Genomic DNA, 21189 nt, shown 5'->3' with positions numbered 1-21189 from the left:
CGGGGAATGTGTGGCCGGGGCAGCTTGTTCAGCCGGCGGCCCGGGCCATCTGCCGCGCGACGTCGTTGCGCCAGCGGGCCAAGTGTTCGTCGGCGTAACGCCGCACACAGCGCAGTACGGAGCTCTCGTGCTGCACCAGGAAGAAATGGTGTCCGTCGAACATGTCGAGGGAAAAACCGCTGGCGGTGTCCTGCTGCCAGTCCAGCAATTGATCAGCGCGCACCGTGTCCTGCTTGCCGCCGAATACGTGGATGGGCAGGCTCAGCGGCTCGCGCTCGCCGTACTCGAAACTGCCACACAGCAGGAAGTCGGCCCGCAGGATCGGCAGCATCAACTGCATCAGTTCGGCATTGGCCAGCACCTCTTCGCCGGTGCCCTTGAGTTGACGCAAGCGGGCGATCAGTTGCTCGTCGTTTTTCTCGATAGCGTATTCGCTGACATCGCGACGGGCCGGGCCGGCGGTACCCGACGCAAACAGCGCCAACGGCTGCGGTACACCGCGCTCACGCAGGGCATGGGCCAGCTCGAACGCCAGCAGACCGCCGAGGCTGTGGCCAAACAAGGCGTAAGGCTCGTCCAGTTCCGCGCTGATCTCATCAGCCAGTTGCGCGGCCAATGCCTTGATATCGCGCTGCAACGGCTCGTCCATGCGCATGCCGCGCCCGGGCAGTTCCAGCGGCCGCACCTGCAACCACTCGGGCAACGCCCGCCGCCAACGGCTGTAGACCATGGCGCTGGCGCCGGAATACGGCAGGCAAAACAGGCGTAATCGAGCCGGCGTGTTCATTTCAGACCACTCCCGCTCACACGATAAAAACCCATTTTGTCCTCCTCCAGGCGCTGATCCTTGGCCGGTTTGTTAACTGGCCTGTCACCCATGAGAACGGATGGCCCCTGGAAATAATTAGTCAGCGAGACGCCGTTCACACCTCTCGATAAAGCATAAGATTAGTTCGTCTTCTCATTTGACAATCATTATCATTAAGCATAATTTGTTGCCCGATGTGTAGGAGGCCTCAGCAAGGACGCCCTCCCCCAACCTCTTTTGCAGCAAGGTGATTTCCATGACGGAACAAGTATCCACAGGCAGGTGCGACTCACCCCTACTCCAGGCCTTCGTCGACAATCGACTGATCCTGGTCAAGATCGCAGCACGCATTACCGGCTGCCGCTCACGCGCTGAAGACGTGGTGCAAGACGCCTACTTCCGGTTGCAATCGGCCCCCACCATCACGTCATCGTTCAAGGCGCAGCTCAGTTACCTGTTTCAGATCGTGCGTAACCTGGCCATCGATCACTACCGCAAGCAGGCGCTGGAGCTGAAATACTCCGGCCCGGAAGAGGAAGGCTTGAATGTGGTTATTCACGGGGCTTCACCTGAGACGTCGCACATCAACTTTTCGACGCTGGAGAACATTGCTGATGCGTTGACCGATTTGCCTCAGCGCACGCGTTATGCGTTTGAGATGTATCGGCTGCATGGGGTGCCGCAGAAGGATATTGCCAAGGAGCTTGGGGTTTCGCCGACGCTGGTGAACTTTATGATTCGGGATGCGTTGGTGCATTGCCGGAAGGTTTCCGGGACTCATAGCGACACGTTTGCGCGGCGGGTTTGATTGGGTCTGCTGCTGGGTACATATCCGTTATTTGTGTGATGGCGGGTATTGGTTCCGCTCTTACAGCGGGTCACTTTTGAAAGGAGCCCAAAAGTAACCAAAAGGCTCTTGCCCCACCACTCGGCTCCTCGCCCAGGCTCGGAGTGCCCTCACTCCGGCTTTGGACCGTGGGCCGCCGCGATGGGCCATCCTTGGCCCAGCGTGGGTAACCCGGCGTCCTGCCGGGTTACCCACGCTCCAAAGCCTGCGTTCGGCCAGCGTGGTTTAACGGGGCGCCTAAGATCAAGATCAAAAGCAGATCAAGGGCACAGCGGCCTACCGGCCGGCTTGAGTGTTGAAGAGCAAAAACAAAAGCCAAATCAAAAGCGGGCACGGTCAAATGTGGGAGCTGGCTTGCCTGCGATGGCATCAACTGGGTGCATCTGGAAGACCGAGTTGTCTGCATCGCAGGCAAGCCAGCTCCCACAGAAAAGCAGAGCTGCATCAGCTTCAGATTTGGCTTTCGCTCTGGATCTTGCCTTTGCTTTTAACACTCAAGCCGGCCGGGAGGCCGCTGTGCTTTTGCTTTTGATCTTGATCTTGATCTGACTGCCCCATTCAGCCCGAGGCCGAACGCAGGCAGTGCGGAGCGGGTAAACCGGCAGGACGCCGGTTTAGCCGCGCCGGGCCATGGATGGCCCGTCGCGGCGGCCCGCGGAGCAATGCCGGAGTGAGGGAACACCGAGCCTAGGCGAGGTGCCGACAGGCGGGGCAGAGCGTTTTGGTTACTTTGCCGCTTTTGCAAAGTGACTCGCTGTAAGAGCGAAACCATAAGCGGCCATTACCTAAATAACGGATATACACCCAGGTCAAACCAACCCACACCGCTCAAAAAACCGCTCCCGCCCCAGGATCATCAACGCCGCCCGCTTATGCGGAAAATCAAACTCCTTCTCACAGTGGAAACACTGATTCTGCATATGCCCAATCATCTTCCCGTTATCCGCCCGAGGCTCCGCCACCACACGCTGCGTACGCGGATCATCAAGAAACAGGTAATGCACCAACGCCGACAACCAACTCGCCACCTTATGCGGCCCCCGGTGATGCTCCTCACCCACCAACATATGAATCCCGCGATCGTAATCCGCCACGTCATAGAACGGCGCAATCCGATCCTCCTTGGCCCAATACGCCTCGAAATACGCAAACGGCTCATCATCAAAACAGCCAATCAACGTCAACGCATGGGGATCCGCTTCCAGCTTGTCCAGATACTCCCGATGCTGCTCCAGGCTGCCACTTTCCTGCCAGAAATTCGCCACCCGCGTACTGTTCTGCCAACGATTGAATCGCGCCAGATCAACATCAATCTCAACCGTGCGCAGTGAAATCCAGGCACCCAACCGCGCATCAAAGCGCCGATAAACCTCACCCCGAGGCTTCGGCGCACGCGCGGGATGACGCTTACCGCCACTGATGATCATCTGCTGCGGATAAGTCCCGGTCACCGACTGCCCCAACCACGGCTGCGGCAATTGCCAGAACAACGTGCGCTCACAATAAAACTGCCCGGCAACTTCGGTCGCCACCAGCAACCCACTGCGCAACGCATCCTCAGGCGCATGCTCAAGTCGCCAAACCAGCCGCTGACGCCCAGGCTCTTTGACAAACAACCAGTAACAGGCCGCCCACAACGCCCGGGCAGCCGGCACAAGGCCGGGCTCCTGCAAATGCACCAACAGCTCATCACCCCGTTCAAGGCGCAAGCGAATCAGCGGCTGCCCCTCAAGGGTCAGGCTCAGACGGCTGTCAGTTTCATCAGCATTCAGGGCAGGCCCCGCCGGCAACGGCAGGACAGACAGGTCATTCAGATGGGGCATGGGATGGGCTCACGAATCGTCGACAGTTCAACAAGTGACGTGAGCCAAGGGCAAAAATTTAGACGATCACGGCACCGGCATCACATCGATGCGGTAAGGCTCGAAGATCTTCAGCAACTGGCCATTGTCCCGCAACTGCTTGAGCAGCCCGGCGAACGTCGCTCCCGTGATCGGCGCCTTGGGCCGCAGCAAAGCATAGTGGTGGTACACCTGGTCAATTCGCTCGGACACCAGGAACTGCCCCGCCGTGTCGGCATTGCGCGCCAAAAAATCACTGAGATAGGAGCGCGTCACCAGGGCGATGTCGGCCCGGCCACGGGCGACCATCAGCAGGTTGCTGTCGTGGGAATAGGTCAAGGTGGCGTTGAAGTGCTCCACCAGGTACTTGGGGTCGGGGTTGAAGTTGGCGAATGCGTAGTGATAGCCGCTGAACACCGCCAGCCGCTTGCCGGTCAGGTCGGTGAAATACCCTTGGTCGCGGCCAGGCTCACGCTGGGCGACGAAGATTTCGGCGTCTTCCAGGCCCATGTCGACTGCCGTATGGGGAATATCCTGCCAACCCCAGTTCGGATTTTCGAAGATCGCCATATCCACCCGGCCTTGCTGGAAGTCGCGAAACCGCCGGGGGATCGAGGTGGGCACCAGCACGAACTGGTAATCGGTTTGCAGGGCATTCAAGGCTTCCACCAGTTGCGGCAGCAACCCGGTGTCGGCGCCCTGCTCCGGGCGCACCGTATACGGCGGAAAATGCGCAGCACCGACCCTCACCAATTGGGCGGCCGAAGCCGGCATCAGCCACAGTGCGCCAAGTGCCAATATTGAGAGTCCTGCAGCCAATCGCCAGGGCGAAAACATCAAGGCACACACCGTCGAAAACTTTGATCCCGCTAAGCTAGGCGTTTTTGTCTAGCGAGACAACTTTCTGCCACACAATTAATAGCTTGCGCGAACGAACTAGTCAGCTTTCAAAACCATCAGCAAAGCTTCATCGGCCAGTTGCTCCAGGGTCATGCTGCCCTGGGCGCGAAACCAGGTGGTGGTCCAGGATAATGCGCCGGTCAGGAAGCGCCGGGTGATAAATACATCGCCCTTGATATAACCGGCCTCCTTGGCCTCACCCAGCACCTGCAACCAGATATCTTCGTAAATATCCCGCAAGGCCAGCACTTGGGCCTGGCCCTCGGCCGACAGTGAACGCCACTCATACACCAGCACCGCCATGGCCTCGCCGCTGCCACCCATGATCGACTGCAATTCACAGCGAATCAGCGCCAACACCCGCTCCCGCACGTTGGTCGCCTCGGCCAGAGAAGCGCGCATCAGGGCGGTGTTGTAGTGGATGGTTTCCTCCATCACCGCCCGCAGGATTTCGTCCTTGCTCTTAAAGTGATGAAAGATGCTGCCGGACTGGATCCCGACCGCGCCGGCCAGGTCACGCACGGTGGTGCGCTCAAAGCCCTTGTTGCGAAACAGGTGGGCCGCGGTTTGCAGCAACTTGCCACGGGCACTGTCGGGGTCGGTCAATTGGCCGGCATCGACCATGGTGCGCATCACCCGCAGGGCTTTTTGCTCATCCATGCTGCTCTCCTTAACTTCTGGTTACGTCTTGGGCGGCAATTTAGGCCGTGGCAGCCAACCAAGCAAGCGCTTGGGGCAAAGTTGTGACCAGAGTTTACAAACCAAGCGCTTGCTTGGTAGTGTGGGTGCCAGCAAACCAGAGGAAGGGACGCCCCATGAACAAGACGGTACGCATCGGCTGCGCCAGCGCCTTCTGGGGCGACACCTGCACCGCCGCTGCGCAGTTGGTAGAAGGCGGCGCGCTGGATTACCTGGTGTTCGACTACTTGGCGGAAGTCACCCTGTCGATCCTCGCCGGGGCACGGATGAAGGATCCCCAGGCCGGCTATGCCACGGATTTCGTCGAGGTGCTGACGCCACTGCTGGCGGATATCCAGCGCCAGGGCATCCGTGTGATCAGCAATGCCGGCGGGATCAACCCCCAGGCCTGCGCCGCCGCGTTGCAGGCGGCCTGCGACCAGGCGCAAATCCCGTTGAAGATCGCCGTGCTGCTGGGGGATGACCTGCAACCGCAGTTCAAGCAACTGCACGGCATCACCGACATGTTCAGCGGCGCGCCTTTGCCGCCAATGTGCGTGTCCACCAACGCTTACCTCGGCGCGCCGGGCATCGTGCGGGCATTGAAGCTGGGCGCCGACATCGTCATCACTGGCCGTGTGGTGGACAGCGCGGTGGTCAGCGCGGCGCTGGTGCATGAATTCAACTGGTCTTGGCAGGATTACGACCGCCTGGCCCAGGCGGCATTGGCCGGGCATATCATCGAATGTGGGGCCCAGTGCACCGGCGGCAACTTCACCGATTGGCGCGAGGTGCCGGACTACGAACACATCGGATTCCCGATTGTGGAGGTCAGCGCCGATGGCCAGTTCACCGTCAGCAAGGTCGACGGCACTGGCGGGCTGATCAGCGAACTGAGCGTCGCCGAGCAATTGCTGTATGAAATCGGCGACCCGCGCGCCTACCTGCTGCCCGACGTGATCTGCGACTTCAGCCACGTAAAGCTCCAGCAACAAGGCAAAAACCGCGTGCACCTGCACGGCGCCAAAGGCCTGCCGCCCACCGACCAGTACAAGGTCAGCGCCACTTACCCGGACGGTTTTCGCTGCACCGCCAGTTGCCTGATTGCCGGGATCGACGCGGTGGCCAAGGCCGAGCGGGTCAGCCAGGCGATCATCAGCAAGACCTCAGAGCTGTTCAGCCAGCGCGGCTGGGCGCCCTACACCGACGTCAACATCGAACTGCTGGGCAGCGAAGCCACCTACGGCCCTCACGCCCAACGTCAGGACTGCCGCGAAGTGGTAGTGAAACTGGCGGTGCGTCATCCGAGCAAACAGGCATTGGTACTGTTCGCCCGGGAAATTGCCCAGGCGGCCACCGGCATGGCGCCGGGGCTCACCGGGATCGTCGGCGGGCGGCCCACGGTGTACCCGCTGATTCGGCTATTTTCGTTCCTGATCGATAAAAGCGCCTGCCAGTTGCAGGTCGACTTTCTTGGCGAACGGCATCCCTACGAACTGCCTGTCGCCGAACCCTTGAACACTTCAATCGAGCGGAGTGATCCGCCCAAACCCCAAGGCCGTGCCGATGCCAACGTGCCGCTGGTCAAGCTGGCCGTGGCCCGCTCCGGCGACAAGGGCAACCACAGCAACATCGGGGTGATCGCCCGCGAGCCCGAATACCTGCCGTGGATCGCCGAAGCCTTGACCCCCGAAGTGATCGTCGACTGGATGAGCCACGTGCTCGACCCGATCCACGGCCGTGTCGAGCGCTGGTACTTACCCGGCAGCCACAGCCTGAACTTCCTGCTGGAAAACGCCCTGGGCGGCGGCGGGATTGCCAGCCTGCGCATCGACCCCCAAGGCAAAGCCTTCGCCCAACAACTGCTGGAAATCCCGATTGCCGTGCCACAACACATTGCCGATCAATTCACTTAAAGGACCCACGCCGTGGCCTTCGACTCGATCTTCAAAGCCGACTTGTTCCAGGGGCAAACCATCATCGTCACCGGCGGCGGCAGTGGCATTGGCCGCTGTACCGCACACGAGCTGGCGGCCCTCGGCGCCCATGTGATTCTGGTGGGGCGCAAGCCGGAAAAACTGCAAACGGTCGCGGCGGAGATCAGTGAAGACGGCGGCCGCGCCAGTTGGCAGGCCTGCGATATTCGTGATGAAGAAGCGGTGAAGGCGCTGGTCAGCCAGATCCTCCAGGAACACGGCCCGATTCATGGTCTGGTAAACAATGCCGGCGGCCAGTACCCCTCGCCGCTCGCGTCGATCAACCAGAAGGGTTTCGAAACCGTGCTGCGCACCAACCTGGTGGGCGGATTCCTGATGGCTCGGGAAGTGTTCAACCAGTGCATGAGCAAACACGGCGGGTCCATCGTCAACATGCTCGCCGACATGTGGGGCGGCATGCCGGGCATGGGCCACTCCGGCGCGGCGCGTTCGGGCATGGACAACTTCACCAAGACCGCCGCATTCGAATGGGGTTACGCCGGGGTGCGGGTCAACGCCGTGGCGCCCGGCTGGATTGCATCGAGTGGCATGGATACTTACGAAGGCGCGTTCAAGGCGGTGATCCCGACCTTGCGCGAGCATGTACCGCTAAAACGCATCGGCACCGAATCGGAAGTCAGCGCGGCGATTGTGTTTTTGCTCAGCCCCGCCGCCGCGTTCGTCAGCGGCAGCACCTTGCGCATCGACGGCGCCGCCAGCCTCGGCAGCCGCGCCTGGCCGCTGCACAAGGCGCAACCGCCGAGCGTGTCCTTTAATGGTTTCCACCGGGCTTATTTGCCGGATGTGCTCAAGGAGGAGAAATAAGCCATGCCGGTGATCGACTCGCAACTCGACGCCCACAGCCCGCAATTCGCGCAGAACCGCGAAGCACTGCTCACAGGCGTCAATCAACTGCACCAGCTGGAGCAAAACCTGCTGAGCAAGGCCGCCGAAGCCAAGGCCAAGTTCGACAAGCGCGGGCAGCTGCTGCCACGGGAACGCCTGAATTTGCTGCTGGACCCTGGCGCGCCGTTCTTCGAACTGGCGAGCCTGGCCGGCTACAAACTCCACGACGACAAGGACGGCAGCGCCGCCGGTGGCGGGTTGATCGCCGGCATCGGCTACGTCAGCGGCGTGCGCATGCTGGTGGTGGCCAACAACAGCGCAATCAAAGGTGGAACCATTTCCCCCTCGGGCCTGAAAAAATCCCTGCGCCTGCAACAGATCGCCATGGAAAACAAATTGCCAGTGGTGACGCTGGCGGAAAGCGGCGGCGCCAACCTCAACTACGCCGCCGAGATTTTCGTCGAAGGCGCACGCAGCTTCGCCAACCAGGCGCGGATGTCGGCCATGGGGTTGCCGCAGATCACCGTGGTGCATGGCTCGGCCACGGCGGGCGGCGCCTATCAGCCGGGGCTGTCGGATTACGTGGTGGTGGTGCGTGGCAAGGCCAAGCTGTTTTTGGCCGGCCCGCCGCTGCTCAAGGCGGCTACCGGCGAAGTCGCCACCGATGAAGAACTGGGCGGCGCCGAGATGCACGCGCAAACCGCCGGCACCGCCGAATACCTGGCGGAAAACGACGCTGACGGTGTGCGCATCGTGCGTGAGATCGTCAGCCTGTTACCGTGGGATGACCGCTTGCCGCCTGTGCCAAAGCGCGCTTATAGCGAGCCGTTGTACCCGATTGAAGAGCTATTGGGGCTGATCCCGGACGATCCGAAAAAAACCTACGACGTGCGCGAAATCCTCGCGCGGCTGGCTGATGGTTCCAACTTCCTGGAGTTCAAGGGCGAGTTCGACCCGCACACCGTCTGCGGCCACTTGCACATCCAGGGTCGCGCCTGCGGTTTTATCGGCAACAACGGGCCGATCACCCCGAAGGGCGCGAGCAAGGCCGCGCAATTTATCCAACTGTGCGACCAGAGCCAGACGCCGCTGCTGTTCTTCCACAACACCACCGGTTTCATGGTGGGTACCGAGTCGGAACAACAAGGCGTGATCAAGCACGGCGCGAAGATGATCCAGGCGGTGGCCAATGCCCGGGTGCCGAAATTGACCATCATCGTCGGTGGTTCCTATGGCGCCGGCAACTACGCGATGTGCGGCCGCGGTCTCGACCCGCGCTTCATCTTCGCCTGGCCCAACAGCCGCACCGCCGTGATGGGTGGCGCCCAGGCGGGCAAAGTGCTGCGAATCGTCACCGAAGCCAAGCAACTGAAAGACGGCCTGGTGCCCGACCCCAAGGTGCTCGACATGCTCGAACAGGTCACCGCACAGAAACTCGACAGCCAATCCACCGCGCTCTACGGCAGCGCGAACCTGTGGGACGACGGGCTGATTGACCCCCGGGACACACGGACCTTGCTCGGGTTTCTACTGGACATCTGCCACGAGGCCGAAGTGCGGCAACTACAGCCCAACAGCTTTGGTGCAGCGCGGTTTTGATGATCGTTCCCACGCCCCGCGTGGGAATGCAGCCCGGGACGCTCCGCGTCCCCATAGGGAGAACAATAAAAATGATCTTCACCCAGGAACACGAAGAACTGCGCCGCACCGTCCGTGGCTTTGTCGAGCGCGAGATCAACCCGCATGTAGATGAATGGGAAAAGGCCGGACGCTTCCCGATCCACGAGATCTTCCGCAAGGCCGGCGACCTCGGTTTGCTGGGCATCTCCAAACCGGAAAAATTCGGCGGCATGGGCCTCGACTACAGCTACTCCATCGTCGCCGCCGAAGAATTCGGCAGCATCCGCTGCGGCGGCATCCCGATGTCCATTGGCGTGCAAACCGACATGTGCACCCCGGCCCTCGCCCGCTTCGGCTCCGATGAGCTACGGGAGGAATTCCTGCGCCCGGCCATCAGCGGCGAACAAGTGGGCTGCATCGGCGTCTCGGAAACCGGCGCCGGCTCCGACGTGGCCGGGCTGAAAACCCATGCCCGCAAGGACGGCACCGACTATGTGATCAACGGCAGCAAGATGTGGATCACCAATTCACCGAGCGCCGACTTTATCTGCCTGCTGGCCAACACCTCCGACGACAAGCCGCACATCAACAAGTCGCTGATCATGGTGCCGATGAACACCCCCGGCATCAGCGTCAGCCCGCCCCTGGAAAAGCTCGGCATGCACAGCTCGGAAACCGCCCAGGTGTTTTTCGACGACGTGCGCATCCCCCAGCGCAACCGCATCGGCCATGAAGGCGCGGGGTTCATGATGCAGATGCTGCAGTTCCAGGAAGAACGTCTGTTCGGCGCGGCCAATATGGTCAAGGGCCTGGAGTACTGCATCGATAGCACCATCGAGTACTGCAAGGAGCGCAAGACCTTCGGCAAAGCGTTGATCGACAACCAGGTGATCCACTTCCGCCTGGCCGAGCTGTCCACCGAAATCGAATGCCTGCGGGCGCTGGTGTACCAAGCCACCGAGCAATACATCAAGGGCCAGGACGTGACGCGCCTGGCCTCCATGGCCAAGCTCAAGGCCGGGCGCCTGGGGCGGGAAGTGAGTGACAGTTGTCTGCAATATTGGGGCGGCATGGGATTCATGTGGGACAACCCGGTGGCCCGGGCTTATCGGGATGTGCGGTTGGTGTCGATTGGCGGTGGGGCGGACGAGATCATGCTGGGGATCATCTGCAAATTGATGGGCACCTTGCCGGGGAAAAAGTCGTGAATACGTTGTTGCTGGAGCCGCATAACGGGGTGTTGCATGTGACGCTCAATCGGCCTGACAGCCGCAATGCCATGAGCCTTGAGATGGTGACAGAGTTGCGTTCGGTACTCGCCGATGTGGCCGGGGATAAAGCCTTTCGGGCGGTAGTTATCAGTGGCGCCGGTGGGCATTTTTCGGCCGGCGGGGATGTGAAGGACATGGCGCGCGCTGGGACCACGGGTGGGTTGCAGGCGTTGAACCGGGCGTTTGGCACACTGTTGCAGGAGGTTGAGGCGCTGCCGCAGGTGGTGATTGTGGTGCTTCAGGGCGCCGTGTTGGGGGGTGGGTTTGGGTTGGTGTGTGTCAGTGATGTGGCGATTGCGGATCATCAGGCGCAGTTTGGGTTGCCGGAGACCAGCCTTGGGTTGTTGCCGGCGCAGATTGCGCCGTTTGTGGTGAAGCGTATCGGGTTGACTCAGGCGCGGCGGTTGGCTTTGACGGCGGCGCGGTTTGATGGGGTTGAGGCGCTGCGGTTGGGGTTGGTGCATTTTGTGGAGCACGATTCCCAGGCGTTGGCGGAGCGCGTGGATGAGGTGTTGGGGCAGGTTTTGCGCTCTGCTCCGGGGGCTAATGCGCGGACCAAGGCGTTGGTCTTGGCCAGTGGTGAGCAGGCTTTGGGGCCGTTGCTGGACCAGGCGGCTGAATGGTTTGCCGAGGCGGTTAGCGGGGAGGAAGGGGTTGAGGGGACTCAGGCTTTTGTGCAGAAGCGCAAGCCTCGGTGGGCGCGATGAATGGGGGGCATATCCGTTTCTGCGGTGATGGCCGCTATTGGTTCCGCTCTTACAGCGGCTCACTTTTGAAAAGCGCAAAAGTAAGCAAAACGCTCTTGCCCCACCACTCGGCACCTCGCTTAGGCTCGGTGTGCCCTCACTCCGGCTTTGGACCGTGGGCCGCCGCGATGGGCCATCCATGGCCCAGGACGGCTAACCTGGCGTCCTGCCAGGTTACCCACGCTCCAAAGCCTGCGTTCGGCCAGCGTGGTTTAACGGGGCGCCTAAGATCAAGATCAAAAGCAGATCAAGAGCACAGCGGCCTCCCGGCCGGCTTGAGTGTTGAAGAGCAAAATCAAAAGCTAAAGCGGGCACGGTCCAAATGTGGGAGCTGGCTTGCCTGCGATGGCATCACCTCGGTGTATCTGAAGAACCGAGGTGTCTGCATCGCAGGCAAGCCAGCTCCCACAGAAAAGCAGAGCTGCATCAGCTTCAGATTTGGCTTTCGCTCTGGATCTTGCCTTTGCTTTTAACACTCAAGCCGGCCGGGAGGCCGCTGTGCTCTTGCTTTTGATCTTGATCTGACTGCCCCAATAAGCCCGAGGCCGAACGCAGGCAGTGCGGAGCGGGTAAACCGGCAGGACGCCGGTTTAGCCGCGCCGGGCCATGGATGGCCCGTCGCGGCGGCCCGCGGAGCAGTGCCGGAGTGAGGGAACGCCGAGCCACAGCGAGGCGCCGACAGGCGGGGCAGAGCGTTTTGGTTACTTTTGCGCTTTTCAAAAGTGACCCGCTGTAAGAGCGGAACCATAAGCGGCCGTTACCGAAGAAACGGATATGTACCCGACAAGCCAAGGACCACCACCATGCCGATGTTCAACAAAATCCTGATCGCCAACCGCGGCGAAATCGCCTGCCGCATCCAGCGCACCGCCCAATCCCTGGGCTACCGCACGGTAGCGATCTACAGCGAAGCCGACACCGAAGCCCTGCACGTCCAGATGGCCGACGAAGCCATCAACATCGGCCCCGCCCCGGTCACCCAGTCCTACCTGAACATCGAAGCCATCCTCAACGCCGCCCACCGCACCGGCGCCGACGCCATCCACCCCGGCTACGGCTTCCTCTCCGAAAACCCCGACTTCGCCCGCGTCTGCGCAAACGCCGGCCTGACCTTCATCGGCCCCAGCCCCGAAGCCATCGAATTGATGGGCAGCAAACGCCTCTCAAAACTCGCCATGCTCAACGCCGGCGTCCCCTGCATCAAAGGCTACCAAGGCCCCGACCAGGACGACCCAACCCTGCAACAACAAGCCGCCCACATCGGCTATCCCCTGATGATCAAGGCCAGCGCCGGCGGCGGCGGTCGCGGCATGCGCCTGGTGCACAGCCCCGACACCCTGCTGGAACACCTGCGCACCGCCCGCTCCGAAGCGCAAAACGCCTTCGGCAGCGCCGAACTGATCCTCGAACAAGCCCTGATCGACCCCCGTCACGTCGAAATCCAGCTGTTCGGCGACACCCACGGCAACCTGATCTACCTCGGCGAACGCGACTGCTCGATCCAGCGCCGCCATCAAAAAATCATCGAAGAAGCCCCCTGCCCCGTCATGACCGGCGAGCTACGCCAAGCCATGGGCGAAGCCGCCCTCAAGGCCGCCCGCGCCGTCAATTACGTCGGTGCCGGCACCGTCGAATTCCTCCTCGACCGCAACGGCAACTTCTACTTCCTGGAAATGAACACCCGCCTCCAGGTCGAACACCCGGTCACCGAACTGATCACCGGCCTCGACCTCGTCGCCTGGCAACTGCACATCGCCGCTGGTGAGCCCATGCCCCTGCGCCAAGACCAAGTGACCCTCAACGGCCACGCCATGGAAGTGCGCCTGTACGCCGAAGACCCGGCCCAGGGCTTCCTGCCGCAAACCGGCGACGTGCTGCGCTGGGAGCCGGCGGCCGGTGTGCGCATCGATCATGGCGTGCTGGAAGGCCAACGCATCAGCCCGTTCTACGACCCGATGCTGGGCAAGATCATCGCCCACGGCGCCACCCGCGAAGAGGCTCGGCGCAAATTGGTAAGGGCCGTGGAAGACTGCGTACTGCTCGGCGTATCCACCAACCAGCGCCTGCTGGCCAGCCTGCTCAAGCATCCCCGGTTTGTCGCCGCTGACTTCAGCACCGGCTTTATCGCCGAGCATTTCAACGACATCGCCCGAACCCACGCGACCCACGAAGAATTGGCATTGGCCGCCGCGCTGTTTTACCAGCACAGCGCCAACGCTCACGCCAAGCCATTATCCGGCTGGCGCAACAACGCCAGCGTGCCGTGGCGTTATCAACTGGCCGAACAGGATGAGCCCCGGGCAATCAGCCTCACTGTGCTGGCGGACAATTGCCTGCAGGTCGACATTGATCAGCACGCCGTCGAAATACGCGACCTCACCACCGACGGACGCTGGGCCACCGCCGTGGTCAACGGCATTCGCCGTCGCATCGCCTACCACCAGCAAGGCACCCGGCTCTGGCTGCCTGGTGTGTGCATCGATAACCGCACACAAGCCGTTGCCGCCCGCCAGGCCGAGGCCGGCGACGGCACGGTCAAGGCGCCGATGGATGGGGCAATTGTCGAGGTACGGGTCAGCGAAGGCGATTCAGTTACCCAGGGCCAGCTATTGCTGGTGCTGGAAGCGATGAAAATGGAGCACCCCCTCAAGGCCGGCATGGGTGGTGTGGTCAAGCGAATCCAGGCGGTTGCGGGAGATCAGGTCAGGATCCGTCAGATTTTGCTGGAGATCGAGTAAGCCCTGGGCGGAACTAGCAGGCTTAGCTACGCTCTATCCCCATCAGGACGGGAAGAGTACGGGAACCTGCGATGCCTCATTGGCTGATTATTGATCTTGAAGCCACAACGGATGAAGGCGGGTGGCCCGTGACCGAGATGGAAATCATCGAAATCGGCGTGAGCCTGGTCAACCGCCAGGGCCGTGAGCTGGATCATTTCCAGCGTTTCGTGCGGCCGTTGCGCAGGCCGTTGCTGACGCCGTTCTGCCGCCAGTTGACCCACATCACCCAAGCGAACATCGATGCTGCCGCGCCGTTGAATGAGGTGTGGCCGTTGTTCGAACGCTGGCTCGGTCAACACCAGGCGCGCCTGGAAGGCTGGGCGAGCTGGGGCGACTACGACCGCCAGCAACTGGAGCTGGAGTGGCAGCGCCATGGCTTGAGCAGCGTGCTGGGCCAGACGCCCCACGTGAACCTCAAGCAGCGCTTCGCCAAGGCTCGGCGCCTGGACAAGCCTCTGGGGCTCAACGGCGCGCTGCAACTGGCGGGCATGCAGTTCCATGGCCAACAGCATCGGGCGCTGGAAGATGCGCGCAACACCGCACGGCTGCTGCCGTTGATTTTGCCCGCGTAGAAGGCATACTGGCCGACCTTTCTTGACCCTTTTTCCGAGGATTCGCCCATGTTTAAAGTCAACGAGTACTTCGACGGCACCGTCAAGTCGATCGCTTTCGGCACTGCAGAAGGTCCGGCGACCATCGGCGTCATGGCCCCGGGTGAATACGAATTCGGCACCGCCCAGCGTGAAATCATGCACGTGGTGTCGGGCGCGCTGACCGTCAAGCTGCCAGACAGCACCGACTGGGAAACCTTCGCCGCCGGCAGCCAGTTCAACGTGCCAGCCAACAGCAAGTTCCAGTTGAAGGTAGCGGTCGACACGGCTTACCTGTGCGAATACCGCGGCTGATCTTTACGCCGGCCATAAAAAATGCCCGTCTCTTGCGAGACGGGCATTTTTCATTTCAGGGTTGCTTACTCCAGGACAGTCACCGGCATACCGACTTCCAGGCGGCCCACCCCATCGTTGACCAGGTTCTGGCCGAACATCACATCGCCCTCGTGCTCACGATAGGTCTTGAGGGTGGCCAGCGGTTCACGGTCGGCGCTGCGTTCGCCGCTCGCCGGGTCGATGGTGGTCAGGATGCAGCGTGAGCAGGACTTGACCACGCGGAACTCTACATCGCCAATCCGTACCCGCTTCCAGCCGTCCTCGGCAAACGCTTCGCTGCCTTCGATCACCAGGTTGGGACGGAAACGCAGCATTTCCATGGGTCGACCGACCCGTTGGGACAAGTCATCCAGGGACGCCTGGCCGATCAGCAGCAACGGAAAACCATCGGCAAATGCAACCTTGTCATCGTCCTTGCCGTAGCCGGCCTCGGTGGTGCGCGCACGCGCCAGCGGCACTTGCACCAGGCGCGTGGGTTTGCCGATGAATTCGCTGACCCAGGCGCCCGCCTCATCACCGGCATCGGGCACGCGCAAGGTGTCGCGCCAGATGGTCACGCCGCGCAACTCGGCCTCGCTTCCGGGCAGTGGCACGTCGAGGGCAGGTTGGCCTTCGGCGCTCAAGGTCAGGCCACCGGCGCTATTCCACAACGCCGACAGCTGGCTCATTTTGGCCACGGCGCGCTGGGTCAGGAAACGCCCGCTGGCCTCATCCACCAACATCCAGCGTCGATCCCCGTCGAGCCCGAGTGTGTCCAGGCCAATCTGCTGCAAGGTTTCACCCTTGCCGGACTTCAAGGGGTATCGGTACAACGCGCTGAGACGAAGCATGGGCCTGCATTCCTGAGGGGTAAAGCCGTCACCCTAAGCTCAAGCCGGTACTTCGTCCAGCATCAGGCGCTGACGCACCACGTCCACCAACTTGTCGGGCTGGAACTTGGAGAGGAAGTTGTCGCAGCCGACCTTCTTCACCATCGAATCGTTGAAGCTACCGGACAACGACGTGTGCAACACCACGTACAGGCCACGCAGGCGCGGGTCATTGCGAATCTCGGTGGTCAGGCGGTAGCCGTCCATCTCGGGCATTTCGGCGTCGGTGAAGATCATCAACAGCTTGTCGGTCATCACCTGGCCGCTGTCGGCCCACCCCTTGAGCATGTTCAGCGCTTTGAGGCCATCGCTGGCAATGTGCATCTTCACCCCCAACTGGCCGAGGGTGTCACGCAGTTGCGAAAGGGCGACGTTGGAGTCATCCACCAGCAGCACTTCACGGCCGCGGGCGCGTTCCAGCACCGGGTCTTCGAGTTTCTCGCGGGAAACCTTGGCGTTGTAGGGCACGATTTCGGCGAGGACTTTTTCCACGTCGATGATTTCCACCAACTGGTCGTCGACCTTGCTGATGGCCGTCAGGTAATGCTGGCGCCCGGCACTCGCCGGGGGTGGCAGGATTGCCTCCCAGTTCATGTTGACGATGCGGTCGACACCGCCCACCAGGAATGCCTGCACCGAACGGTTGTACTCGGTGACAATAATGGTGCTGTTGGGCCCCGGAATCAGCGGACGCATGCCAATCGCCTGGGACAGGTCGATGACCGGCAACGTCTGGCCACGCAGGTTGACCACACCGCAGACAAACGGATGGCGCTGGGGCATCAGGGTCAACTTGGGCAATTGCAGCACTTCCTGCACCTTGAACACGTTGATCGCGAACAGCTGCCGCCCGGCCAGGCGAAACATGAGGATCTCCAGGCGATTCTCACCCACCAATTGTGTGCGTTGATCTACCGTGTCGAGAATGCCGGCCATTAAAGACTCCTGGGTTTAGCGGATGGATAGTGCTGGTCACTGAAGAGGGTTATCGGCGGCAAACGCCGGACCTTGACCCCCCACTAAAATGCCATGCAAATCCATTGATGTCACACTGACATCATGCTTTACTGAGCCAGCTTCAACACAACGCCTATCACCGCCGCCGCGTGACCGTAAAGTCAGCGCGAGGTTCCCCTATGTAAGGGATTCCCCTATCCACAATCAGGACCAACCTGATATTCGCGATATCTAATAGCCATTAATGTGACGCCATTCTCATTGCATGAATGGAGTCAGGCTTTTGTTTGCTATCGCAAGCCCGCGGCCTACGGGTCGTCCAGAGACTTACGTCTTGGCAACCGAAGAAGTTGTGCGAACAACCCTGAAGATTATGGGGGGCCCGGACGAGCCTGATCGTTATTCAAATAAATGTCCTACTGAAAAGTCGGATCTGACCTACAGATCTTCGTCATATTTCAGCGGTAGTTTTACGCCATTCACCCGGTGCGACATCTCATCATCCGACGGTATGTTATGGAGACTTGCATGATGAACGACGGCAAAGAGTGGCAACTTGCACTGCCCGAGTTCCTGCTCGAAGCGGAAATGTTGCTGGCCAAGTCTGAAGAATGCTTGAGCCACCTGCATTTGATCCGCAACGACAGCGACGCCATCGACTGCATGAAAGCCAGCCTGATCAAGCTCTCGGACAAGTCGGAAGCCTTGGCCCTGCGGGCGATCAGCGAGTTTTCACGGCATATCCAGTACCTGATCAGCAATGCCGCCAGCCCCTTGCAGCTGCATGACGAAGCACTTGATGCATTGCACAACTGCCTCACATTGCTGGCCTGGCAACTGGAGTTGATCGACACCAAAACCGGCAAACTCAGCCTGGATGAAACCGAACAAACCGTATTGATTGCCACCGTCGTCCAACACATCCCGCAAAGCGACTTTGGCTACACACAACAGCAACGCATGCCCTACGCCTTTTGAGTCCTCTTCGCATTTATCCGGCAAAAATGTCGCATTCAATCACTGCCTTATCCAAAAACGACAGCCACAACTAATCACAAATGACGTAGTCGTTAGCCGAAAAATATCAATAAGCCATTAACGACAATACCGATACAAAACAACTTCAATGATACAACTCCCCCACTCTTTGAACTCCGGGACTACCTCCCGAGGCGCAGCCGTGATTAATACGCCTCATCACGCTCGGCGAAAGGCGACCAACGGTAATAGTGGTGGTACCATGCCCCGCTCGAAGTGACTCAACTTCATGATGCATATAAACGTGAAATGCGCCTCCTATGTACGCCAGCCTGAAGTCACTCATCGCAAGGTCCGTGTCCCGAAGCAATGCACGCAGGATGACCCTCGCGCTCTGCCTGTGTTCGTGCCTGCTTAGCCTGTGGGCTTATGCACGCTCGGCCGAACTTCCTTTAGCCCTGCTGTTATTGAACCTGGCCACCCTGTTGGTGGTGGGCCTGCAACAGTGGCGCTCACGCAAGTCCATCAAGTTCCAGCCCCAGGAACTGGCCGAACGTCTGTTGCAGGTCCAGGAAAACGAACGGCATCGCCTGAGCCGTGAATTGCACGACGATATCGGCCAACTGTTGACCGCCGCCAAGCTGCAAAGTGAATGGCTCAAACGCCGCCTGCCGGAAGACCTGCAAGGCCATTGCGCAGTGCTGTGCAACACCCTGAACGAAACCCTGGCCAAGGTGCAGGACGTGTCGGCCATCCTCAATCCTCGTCAGTTGGCGAGCCTGGGGCTGGAGGCGAGCCTGCGGGCGCACCTGCTCAAGACCCTGGAAAACACCCAGGTAAACTGGAGCCTGGAATGCCATCAACGGCTCACCGGCATCCCGGAAGAAATGGCCGTTGCCGCCTTTCGCATTACCCAGGAAGCCGTCACCAACATGTTGCGCCATGCCCAGGCACGCAACCTGCTGGTGCGCCTGCAACGCCTGCCGGAAGGCCTGTCACTGTTTATCAGCGATGACGGCCTGGGCTTTTCGCCCGCCATCAACCCCGCCCAGGAAGGTCAACGGGGCATGGCTGGCATGTCCGAGCGGATTGATCAGTTGGGCGGCACATTGTCTGTCAATAGCCGGCCAGGCTTTGGCACAAGGATTGAAGCGCTTTTCCCCTGGGCGCCCCGTGCCCTCGAACGGGCCAACCCCCATAAGGTTCTAGAGTGACGTGCAACTTACTCCTGGTGGATGACCACTCCCTGATCAGGGCCGGCGTGCGTGCGCTGGTCATGGATATTCCCGGCTACGCGGTGATCGGCGAAGCGAGCGACGGCGCCCAGTTGCTGGAGCGCTTCGACGCGCTGCAACCCGACATCGTGCTGCTCGACCTGTCGATGAAACACACCGGCGGGCTCGACGCGCTCAAGGAACTCAAGCGCGCCTACCCGAAGAGCAAAGTGCTGATCCTGTCGATGCATACCGACCCGGAGCTGATCATGTGCGCCCTGGAATCCGGCGCCCATGGCTATCTGCTCAAGGACACCACGGCCAACGAGCTGGAACACGCGCTGCTGGCCTTGCGCAACAACGAACGCTACCTGAGCCCGGCCATCGCCCACACGGTGATCAACCAGGCGCTGATTCGCAATCAGGCCCAGGCCAACCCGCCGCCCCACAGCCATAACCTGACGGCACGCAAGCTGGAAATCCTGCGTTTGATCGTGCGCGGCAAGTCCACCCGGGAAATCGCCCATGGCCTGGGTTTGAGCATCAAGACCGTGGAAGCCCACCGTTCGCAGATCATGAAGCGCCTGCAGATTTTTGATGTGGCAGGCCTGGTGTTGTTCGCGGTGCGCGAACAGATCATCAGCCTGGACGATTAGTCAGCAACGGCGAATCCACCGGCAAATGCACGCGCAGCGCCTGGGGCAAGGCCGAAAAGTGCAAGTCATCACCCTGGAGCGGCTCGCCGTCCAGATTGATCGCCAGCCCTTCGGCGACCTTGATTTCGACCCACGGCAAACGCGCACGCACGAACATGTTGTCCAGGCCCCAACCGTCCGTCATCAGGCTACGCAGGGTGCCGACCACTTCCTGGGGCGCCGGCAAGATGCTGATATCCAACAAACCATCATCGGCCAGGGCACCGGGGCACAACACATGACCGCCACCGGCCTGGCGCCCGTTGCCGATACCCAAGGCCAGTAGCTCGCCGCGCCAGTGAAAGTCAGGGCCCTGCAATTCGCCGTAGGCCGCACGCAACTCGCTGAAGCGTGACAGGCCGGTGAACAGGTAGGCTGCGCCGCCGAGGACTTTCTTCAGGTCTTCGGAGGTGTTGGCGGTGACCTGGCTGCCAAATCCGCCGGTGGCCATATTAAGGAAGATCTGCCCACCCACCTCGCCCAGGTCGATGGCACGGGCCGGCGCGTCCAGCAAGTCCAGGGCCTGCCCAGGCTCCAGTGGCACACCGGCGGCGCGGGCAAAATCATTGGCGGTGCCGAGGGGCATCAGCACTAGGCTGGCCTCGGTCTTGGCCCGGGCCATGGCCTCGGCCACATCCCGCAGCGTGCCGTCACCGCCGCCGGCAATCAGCCGCGTGTAGCCATCGGCGAGGGCCTGATCGACAAACCGCTGGGCATCGCCACCCTCCCATGTCACCCGCACGGCCAACTCCCAACCCTGTTCGCGCTTGCCCTGCACTGCAGCCCGCACCTCTTCGTTGAGGGCTTGCTTGCCGTGCAGAATCAACAGTGCCTTGGGTGTGCTCATGGATGAATGCTCCTGGGTTTAAGGTTCCTGAGGGATGTTGACCGTGGCCAATCGAAAAAAAGCCATCGAATGTAGAAATTAACCGGGGTTTGTAGCGTTTCTGACACTGATCAACTCGCACTGGGCAAAATCGACCTAGACTTATACCTATTCCCACCCGACAAGGCCGTCGCACCATGATCACCATGTCCGCCTTCCACTCCATGCTCATCCCCATCCTGACCGGCATGATCCTCCTGGCCATCGGCTTCAACTTCCGCGACAAACCGATCGGTGTGTTCGGCATGTGGATCGGCATGCTGCTGATCCTCGGCACCGTGGTTTACAAGATCCTCGCCAAACTCGCGGAATGACAATCTCACTCGCATT

At 60.9% G+C, this 21189-nt stretch carries 19 protein-coding genes and 1 pseudogene; 13 read left to right on the top strand and 7 right to left on the bottom strand.

The window, feature by feature from the left end; translation table 11 throughout:
• Positions 1–28 precede the first annotated feature (28 nt).
• Positions 29–787: a thioesterase II family protein gene (locus BLU46_RS26260; protein ID WP_093207715.1), complete on the bottom strand. Its 759-nt coding sequence runs from the start codon at positions 785–787 to the stop codon at positions 29–31.
• A gap of 277 nt (positions 788–1064) precedes the next feature.
• On the opposite strand from BLU46_RS26260, the gene BLU46_RS26255 reads away from it, so the two are divergent.
• Complete coding sequence (locus tag BLU46_RS26255) at positions 1065–1616, top strand: RNA polymerase factor sigma-70 (protein WP_017479481.1); 552 nt, start codon at positions 1065–1067, stop codon at positions 1614–1616.
• Positions 1617–2464: 848 nt separating this feature from the next.
• On the opposite strand, the gene BLU46_RS26245 is transcribed toward BLU46_RS26255, so the two are convergent.
• The 3 genes from BLU46_RS26245 to BLU46_RS26235 form a co-directional block, all read right to left on the bottom strand.
• The gene (locus tag BLU46_RS26245; protein WP_093207712.1) at positions 2465–3478 is read right to left on the bottom strand and encodes a GNAT family N-acetyltransferase; all 1014 of its coding nucleotides are present in this window, start codon (positions 3476–3478) and stop codon (positions 2465–2467) included.
• A 66-nt stretch (positions 3479–3544) separates the two neighbouring features.
• Complete coding sequence (locus tag BLU46_RS26240; RefSeq protein ID WP_081253104.1) at positions 3545–4333, bottom strand: substrate-binding periplasmic protein; 789 nt, start codon at positions 4331–4333, stop codon at positions 3545–3547.
• 99 nt (positions 4334–4432) lie between these two features.
• The gene (locus BLU46_RS26235; protein WP_017479484.1) at positions 4433–5056 is read right to left on the bottom strand and encodes a TetR/AcrR family transcriptional regulator; all 624 of its coding nucleotides are present in this window, start codon (positions 5054–5056) and stop codon (positions 4433–4435) included.
• Positions 5057–5211: 155 nt separating this feature from the next.
• Here BLU46_RS26235 and BLU46_RS26230 point away from each other — a divergent pair, with 155 nt between their 5' ends.
• From BLU46_RS26230 to ppnP, 8 genes are all read left to right on the top strand, one after another.
• A complete protein-coding gene (locus BLU46_RS26230; RefSeq protein ID WP_093207709.1) occupies positions 5212–6990 on the top strand; it encodes an acyclic terpene utilization AtuA family protein in 1779 nt (592 codons plus the stop codon).
• Between the two features lie 12 nt (positions 6991–7002).
• Positions 7003–7875, top strand: coding sequence for an SDR family oxidoreductase (locus BLU46_RS26225; RefSeq protein WP_063028348.1), 873 nt, complete (start codon positions 7003–7005; stop codon positions 7873–7875).
• Positions 7876–7878: 3 nt separating this feature from the next.
• Positions 7879–9495, top strand: coding sequence for a geranyl-CoA carboxylase subunit beta (atuC, locus tag BLU46_RS26220; RefSeq protein ID WP_093207706.1), 1617 nt, complete (start codon positions 7879–7881; stop codon positions 9493–9495).
• A gap of 71 nt (positions 9496–9566) precedes the next feature.
• Complete coding sequence (gene atuD / locus BLU46_RS26215; RefSeq protein ID WP_093207703.1) at positions 9567–10724, top strand: citronellyl-CoA dehydrogenase; 1158 nt, start codon at positions 9567–9569, stop codon at positions 10722–10724.
• Entirely contained in the window at positions 10721–11494 is a 774-nt protein-coding gene (locus tag BLU46_RS26210; RefSeq protein ID WP_093207700.1) for an enoyl-CoA hydratase/isomerase family protein, read from the top strand. Before atuD ends, BLU46_RS26210 begins: the two co-directional genes overlap by 4 nt.
• An 842-nt stretch (positions 11495–12336) precedes the next feature.
• Positions 12337–14271: an acetyl/propionyl/methylcrotonyl-CoA carboxylase subunit alpha gene (locus tag BLU46_RS26200; RefSeq protein WP_093207697.1), complete on the top strand. Its 1935-nt coding sequence runs from the start codon at positions 12337–12339 to the stop codon at positions 14269–14271.
• Between the two features lie 71 nt (positions 14272–14342).
• The gene (locus BLU46_RS26195; protein ID WP_063028338.1) at positions 14343–14885 is read left to right on the top strand and encodes an exonuclease domain-containing protein; all 543 of its coding nucleotides are present in this window, start codon (positions 14343–14345) and stop codon (positions 14883–14885) included.
• A 48-nt stretch (positions 14886–14933) separates the two neighbouring features.
• Positions 14934–15218, top strand: a complete 285-nt coding sequence (gene ppnP, locus BLU46_RS26190) for a pyrimidine/purine nucleoside phosphorylase (RefSeq protein ID WP_003183665.1) — start codon at positions 14934–14936, stop codon at positions 15216–15218.
• Between the two features lie 65 nt (positions 15219–15283).
• On the opposite strand, the gene BLU46_RS26185 is transcribed toward ppnP, so the two are convergent.
• Both BLU46_RS26185 and BLU46_RS26180 read right to left on the bottom strand, forming a co-directional pair.
• Positions 15284–16090, bottom strand: coding sequence for an MOSC domain-containing protein (locus BLU46_RS26185; protein ID WP_063028336.1), 807 nt, complete (start codon positions 16088–16090; stop codon positions 15284–15286).
• Between the two features lie 39 nt (positions 16091–16129).
• The gene (locus tag BLU46_RS26180; protein ID WP_017479493.1) at positions 16130–17065 is read right to left on the bottom strand and encodes a chemotaxis protein CheV; all 936 of its coding nucleotides are present in this window, start codon (positions 17063–17065) and stop codon (positions 16130–16132) included.
• Positions 17066–17617: 552 nt separating this feature from the next.
• Here BLU46_RS26180 and BLU46_RS26175 point away from each other — a divergent pair.
• The 3 genes from BLU46_RS26175 (at position 17618) to BLU46_RS26165 (ending at position 19934) form a co-directional block, all read left to right on the top strand.
• Complete coding sequence (locus tag BLU46_RS26175) at positions 17618–18064, top strand: hypothetical protein (RefSeq protein WP_063033928.1); 447 nt, start codon at positions 17618–17620, stop codon at positions 18062–18064.
• Between the two features lie 320 nt (positions 18065–18384).
• Positions 18385–19278 carry a sensor histidine kinase gene (locus BLU46_RS26170; RefSeq protein ID WP_093207694.1) on the top strand — a complete coding sequence of 298 codons (894 nt, stop codon included), beginning with the start codon at positions 18385–18387 and terminating at the stop codon, positions 19276–19278.
• Complete coding sequence (locus BLU46_RS26165) at positions 19275–19934, top strand: response regulator transcription factor (protein WP_093210198.1); 660 nt, start codon at positions 19275–19277, stop codon at positions 19932–19934. The genes BLU46_RS26170 and BLU46_RS26165 overlap by 4 nt, the downstream gene beginning before the upstream one ends.
• On the opposite strand, the pseudogene yegS reads toward BLU46_RS26165, so the two are convergent.
• A pseudogene (gene yegS, locus BLU46_RS26160) lies at positions 19896–20820 on the bottom strand (lipid kinase YegS); the annotation flags it as partial. The gene BLU46_RS26165 and the pseudogene yegS sit on opposite strands and share 39 nt — an antisense overlap.
• Positions 20821–20996: 176 nt before the next feature.
• On the opposite strand from yegS, the gene BLU46_RS33090 reads away from it, so the two are divergent.
• Complete coding sequence (locus BLU46_RS33090) at positions 20997–21173, top strand: hypothetical protein (RefSeq protein WP_003219760.1); 177 nt, start codon at positions 20997–20999, stop codon at positions 21171–21173.
• The last annotated feature ends 16 nt before the right edge of the window (positions 21174–21189 follow it).

The organism is Pseudomonas yamanorum (genome assembly GCF_900105735.1).
GTDB classification, from domain to species: domain Bacteria; phylum Pseudomonadota; class Gammaproteobacteria; order Pseudomonadales; family Pseudomonadaceae; genus Aquipseudomonas; species Aquipseudomonas yamanorum.
The sequence above is the reverse complement of the archived record's forward strand: the minus strand, read 5'-3'. Positions and strand labels throughout refer to the sequence as shown.